This is a genomic window from Arthrobacter sp. BE255, from assembly GCF_031457335.1.
GTDB lineage: Bacteria > Actinomycetota > Actinomycetes > Actinomycetales > Micrococcaceae > Arthrobacter.
This window is the reverse complement of record NZ_JAVDWK010000026.1, coordinates 1-5,246: the sequence shown is the minus strand read 5'-3', so window position 1 is coordinate 5,246 and position 5,246 is coordinate 1. Positions and strand designations below refer to the sequence as shown.

The window sequence follows — 5,246 nt, the reverse complement described above, 5'->3', positions numbered from 1 at the left end:
CGGAACCAAGATGAGCGGCTACGGATACAAAGGCACCGCCGCACACATGGACAACTACCTGTACACCAAGAGCGTCTACATGCAGCTCTAACCACGCGGAGCCGCGTCGAAACTAAGGGAAGTGAATCGGGAGCTTACGTCATGGGAGGAGATAGTTGGTTGAATGGTGCTGAGGAGGTTACTCCGGCTCCAGACGCTGCGGGCAGCCTGGCCAGGATGCTGAATGTCCTGGAGCTGTTCAGCGAAGCTGAACCCGTCTGGTCGACAGCGGACATTATTGAGGCTCTGGAGACCTCCAGGTCGACGGGCTACCGGTACATCAAAACCCTGCATGACGCCGGCCTGCTCACCGCCGTGCGCAATGGCTATCACAGCCTCGGCCCGCGGATCATCGAGATGGACCTCCAGATACGCCAAACTGACCCACTACTCCTGGCCAGCCACGGCGTCCTCGAAGACCTGGTGGACAAAATCGGACACTCGGCTCTCCTGCTGACCGCATTCCGCGATTCGGTACTGTGCATCGGCGAGGCCCGGGCCCCGCTGAGCCCCGCCAACCGGTTCAGCCGGGGGCAGCGTCGCCCGTTGTTTCAAGGCGCAGGGTCGAAGGTCATATTGGCACATCTCCCCCACCACCGCCTGAAAGCCATCTACCCCCGCCACAGCACCGAAATCGAGGACGCAGGGCTAGGCAGCACATGGAGAGTTTTCAGGAAGTCCCTGGGTGAGATCAAGAAGGATGGCTTCCTCCTGACCAAGGGCGAGTTCAACCCCGGCGTCTATGGTCTCGCTGCGCCCATTTTCAACGATCAGAAGACAGCCCTTGGCAGCGTAGGTTTCGCGTGGGATGAGAACACCCGACGCGACGTAGACGTCCCGCGCGCAGTGATCGCCGTCACGCAGGCGGCATCCACCATATCGCAACGCCTACAGGAGAACCAGCACGGCTCGTAGGCCGGAAGGTCGGGGTAGCACCGCCCCATGAGCACACGCCGCTTGATGGTCTGTTCCTCTGTGTGAACAAACCGCCAAAGCATGCCGTGCGGTTTGGGAACGGGCGCCTCGTTATTTGCGCGCGGGAGTTGTGCGCCGGTCATGGCGGTCATCAGTGCGGGCCTGGTTTGGCCCCGGGCGGCAGGACAGAACGTCGTTTGCACAACCTCGCCTTGGACATAAGTCCTCAGTGGTGCTTCAGCCCACCCTTATCAAGTGGGAAGGAGGTGTAGACGAACGTTGCCGGTCGTTGCTTCAGGTTTCGTAGGTCATGCATGCTGCCCCGCAAAACGATCGAGTCCCCGAAGCCCAGCATCACCTCGCCGTCCTCAAGTACGATATTGAGTTCACCGCTGAGCATCGTGATCACATGCAAAGAGGGGTCTGTATGCAGGTCCGGCTTTGCCGACTCGTCGCCGTGCCCTGCCGGCACGGTAAGGATCCGAACGACGGCTCCTTCCACAGGCGCAGCCGGCCCCAAGGTCCAGTCGGGCTCCGGTCGATCGTTGGGCTCAGCGGGGATACTTCGCTGTTGCCACAACTCTTGCAGCACAATTCCGTTGGGGAGACGGGTAGAGGGCAGGTTTCTATCATCCGCGACGACCACGGACGATGAGCTGCCGTTGACGCCCACGATTACTCGACGGGCCGAAGGCGGCAAGTCAGGACTGTCGCGTTGCATAAGGCATTCCTTTGTTATTGAGCTCGTTAAGCCGTCACCGAATCACGCTGATGTGCACCGCGGAAACCACACAGGGCTTGTCCGTCCGATTCCGCCACGCGTGTTTGGTACCTCGCTGAACGATGGTGTCACCCTGTCTCATAGTTGTCTCGCCCGTGTCGAGCAATACAATCGCCTCCCCTGAAATGATGGTGACAATATCGATCGTGTCAGTTGTGTGCATGCCGGGGGCATCCGTGGGGTCGACTGCATCGCCGGCGCCAGACTCGGCGAGAATTCGCGCGTAGCCTCCTTCGTAATCCCATTCGCTGTCGGGAGCAAAGGCAGTGATGACATAGTTGTAGCCGGCTGGAGGCGGCGGGATGATCGAGGCGTCGCCTGGACCGTTCGGCGCCATGACAGGTGTGGGCACCTCCGTCGCCTGCCACAGGTGGTTCCGGGTATAGCCGTCGGCGACAAGACGGTCAGTCGTCGAGCTGTCGCTGACAAACGTCGACCGGCCGTCGTCATCCAGCCCGGTCACAATGAGGCGGGACTGAAATTCTCGATGTTCCCCAACCATGAAGGTGGTCCTTTCCAGTGGTGTTCTTGTTCTTCAACGCAAAGGGTCGTGAGCCTTGCCATCGACACCCCTCGCCCGTTTTATTTAACGTTTTCGGTGTCGCTGCTGAAGCTCAGAGTGGCGGTCACAGCCGCCCCTGATATTGACTATGTCCCAGATTACAGGATATCGTCAATTATAGCCCGCAGAACTGTGGGCACCATCACAGCCAATCCATCGGCTCATCCGGCTGGTGGGTAGAAGCAGCATCTCCGTCATCTTGATCGAAGTGGCTTACCCCGCGTCGAGACGGACCAGTTCAGCACACTGTAGTGTTCGCGCCTCCGCGATCGAACACCCAAATCTAAGGTAGCAAGGCACATGAACGAACAATGTCGATCGAACCCGTGTGGAATGCCGGCCCTCACCCTGGCTAAGCACTAAGGAGATCTTGTGTCTAATAACGCACTCTCTTCAGGGGTCCTGACGACGAAGAAGGGTCAGGAAGACCCCAGAACCTTCCTGTTCCGGCTAACCATGATTGCCAGCTTGGGCGGTCTGCTATTTGGCTTCGACACAGGGGTGATCGCAGGCGCGTTGGTGTATCTCCAGGAGGATTTCCAGCTGACCCCGGTTACCGAGGGCCTGGTCGTTACGTCGCTGCTGTTCCCCGGCGCAACCACAGGTGCGCTCCTGGGTGGGCCAGTTGCCGACCGGATTGGACGAAAGAAATCGCTGGTCATTGCCGGTGCGATATTCGTAATCGGCACGGTCATATGCGCTCTGGCACCCAACATCGCCATCCTGGTCGCCGGGCGCATCGCACTCGGCTACGCCGTCGGGGTCGCATCCGTCGTCGTTCCCCTGTATCTCGCGGAGATGGCACCGGCCTCGCAGCGCGGCCGGATCGTCACGGTTAACCAGCTCATGCTGGTGATCGGGCTGTTCCTGGCCTTCGTCATTAACGCAGTCCTTGCGAACCTGATCAACGACACCGTCGTGTGGCGCTACATGCTTGGCATCGCCCTTATTCCGGCCGTCGGGCTCCTCCTCGGCATGATTGCCCTGCCTGATACCCCCCGATGGTATGCGAGCAAGCAGATGTGGGCGGAAGCAAAGCGCACGCTGCAACGGGCACATCTTGCAGACCGGGTGGAGGACGAGTACAGGCAAATAACGGACATCGTCAAGGCCGACCACCTCGAGGGCAAGGTCTCCGTACTCTCAACCCTCCGGAGTGAACCATGGATGAAGCGCTTGATCCTGGTCGGGATCGTCTTGGCCATCGCCCAGCAGACCACAGGCATCAACGTGGTCATGTACTACGCCCCGACCGTGCTGGAGGACTCCGGCCTGACACGCTCCGCCTCGCTGCTCGCCTCAGTGACCGTCGGAATCGCTATGATTGTCTTCACGGTGATCGGTATGTGGATTCTCGGGCTAATGGGGCGTCGCAAGATGATGCTGCTCGGGTTCGGCGGCGTTGCAGCCTCGCACCTTGGACTTCTCTTCACCTACCTGCTGCCCGAGTCGAACCTGCGTTCGTACCTGATCCTGCTGTTCATGCTCCTGGTGACGGCGTTCATGGTGACCTTCCTTGGAACCACGGGCTTCCTCGTGCTCTCCGAATTGTTCCCCTTACCAATCCGCGGGTTCGCCATGGGCGCTGCCCTCGGCGGACTGTGGATCGCTAACTCGCTCATCTCGTTCCTTTTCCCGATTCTCGCTGAGCAGTTCGGCTCTGTGGCCGTGTTCTCCGGATTTATGGTGCTCAACGTTCTGGCGGCACTCTTCGCGTTCCGTTACATCCCGGAGACCAAAGGACGCACATTGGAAGAGCTTGAGATCGAACTACGTGACCGATACAGCGGCGCGGTTACTGAACGCCGGTAACAAGGCACCGCCCGAACAACTCTTTTCGGTGCCTGCCATCCGGCCGCCGGAACGGCAGGCACCGAACTTCACCCCTACGACAGAAAGTGATACCTAAGATGACTGAACCCAGGTTCGCCGGAAAGGTTGCCTTCGTGACCGGCGCCGGCAGCGGCATTGGCCGGGCCACGGCGCTGGCCTTCGCGACCGAAGGCGCCAACGTAGTACTGGCCGACATCGATACGGTCGGCAATGACGAGACCGCTCGACTCGCTGCCAAGCATGGTGGGAAGGTACTCGCCATTAAATGCGATGTTACTTCTTCCAGTGACATCCAGGCCGCCATCAACCAGACCGTTGAGCAGTTTGGTCGCCTTGATGTCGCATTCAACAACGCCGGTATCGAACAACCCGCAGCACCCCTCGTCGACATCTCCGAGCATGAATGGTCGAGAATTATCAGCATCGACCTGAGTAGCGCTTTCCTGTGCATGAAGTACGAGATCCCTGCAATGCTCGAACACGGCGGTGGCTCCATCGTCAACACCTCATCAGGCGCGGGCGTCATCGGGATCCGGGGCCAGGCTGCATACGTCGCCGCAAAGCATGGACTGATCGGCCTGACAAAGTCAACGGCTCTCGACTACGCCGCGCAGGGCATCAGGGTCAATGCTATTTGCCCGGGCATCATCGAAACACCGATGATGGACAGATTTTCCGGCGGCACGCCTGAAGGACGCGCCCACGTGATCGGTCAGGAACCTGTCGGCAGGATGGGCAGCCCCGAGGAGATCGCTTCGGCCGTACTCTGGCTGTCTTCTGATCTCGGTTCATTTGCAACCGGTCACGCAATGGTCATTGACGGTGGCCAAACAGCAGGAATTTGACGTTGCCGTCCGGCCGACGGCCGGAAACCCATCAGAAGAGAGATTTTCATTTTGTTTGACGCAATGTCAAAGGGTCATCTGAGAGGAAAGTCATGACCGTAACCGAGCAGAACTTCGCTTTGATCGAGCAGGTGCAGGACTTCCTGTCCCGCGACGTGCACCACCTCTTTATCGACGGACAGAGGGTCCCGGCCGTGTCGGGAAAGACATTGACCACCACCACCCCGTCCACCGGCGAGCTCCTGGCGCGCTTTGCTGCCGGCGGTGAGGC

At 59.6% G+C, this 5,246-nt stretch carries 5 protein-coding genes; 3 read left to right on the top strand and 2 right to left on the bottom strand.

The annotated features are described in order from the left end of the window. The first annotated feature begins 216 nt into the window (after positions 1-216). On the top strand, positions 217-954 hold the full coding sequence (locus J2X42_RS23235; protein WP_310168490.1) for an IclR family transcriptional regulator C-terminal domain-containing protein: 738 nt from the start codon (positions 217-219) through the stop codon (positions 952-954). Positions 955-1,180: 226 nt separating this feature from the next. On the opposite strand, the gene J2X42_RS23230 is transcribed toward J2X42_RS23235, so the two are convergent. Further along, the gene (locus J2X42_RS23230; protein ID WP_310168488.1) at positions 1,181-1,675 is read right to left on the bottom strand and encodes a hypothetical protein; all 495 of its coding nucleotides are present in this window, start codon (positions 1,673-1,675) and stop codon (positions 1,181-1,183) included. Positions 1,676-1,709: 34 nt separating this feature from the next. Then, positions 1,710-2,237: a cupin domain-containing protein gene (locus tag J2X42_RS23225; RefSeq protein ID WP_310168487.1), complete on the bottom strand. Its 528-nt coding sequence runs from the start codon at positions 2,235-2,237 to the stop codon at positions 1,710-1,712. A gap of 432 nt (positions 2,238-2,669) precedes the next feature. Between J2X42_RS23225 and J2X42_RS23220 the strand changes: the two genes are divergently transcribed. Next, positions 2,670-4,109, top strand: a complete 1,440-nt coding sequence (locus tag J2X42_RS23220; protein ID WP_310168485.1) for a sugar porter family MFS transporter — start codon at positions 2,670-2,672, stop codon at positions 4,107-4,109. A gap of 98 nt (positions 4,110-4,207) precedes the next feature. Then, entirely contained in the window at positions 4,208-4,975 is a 768-nt protein-coding gene (locus tag J2X42_RS23215) for an SDR family oxidoreductase (protein ID WP_310168484.1), read from the top strand. Positions 4,976-5,246 lie beyond the last annotated feature (271 nt).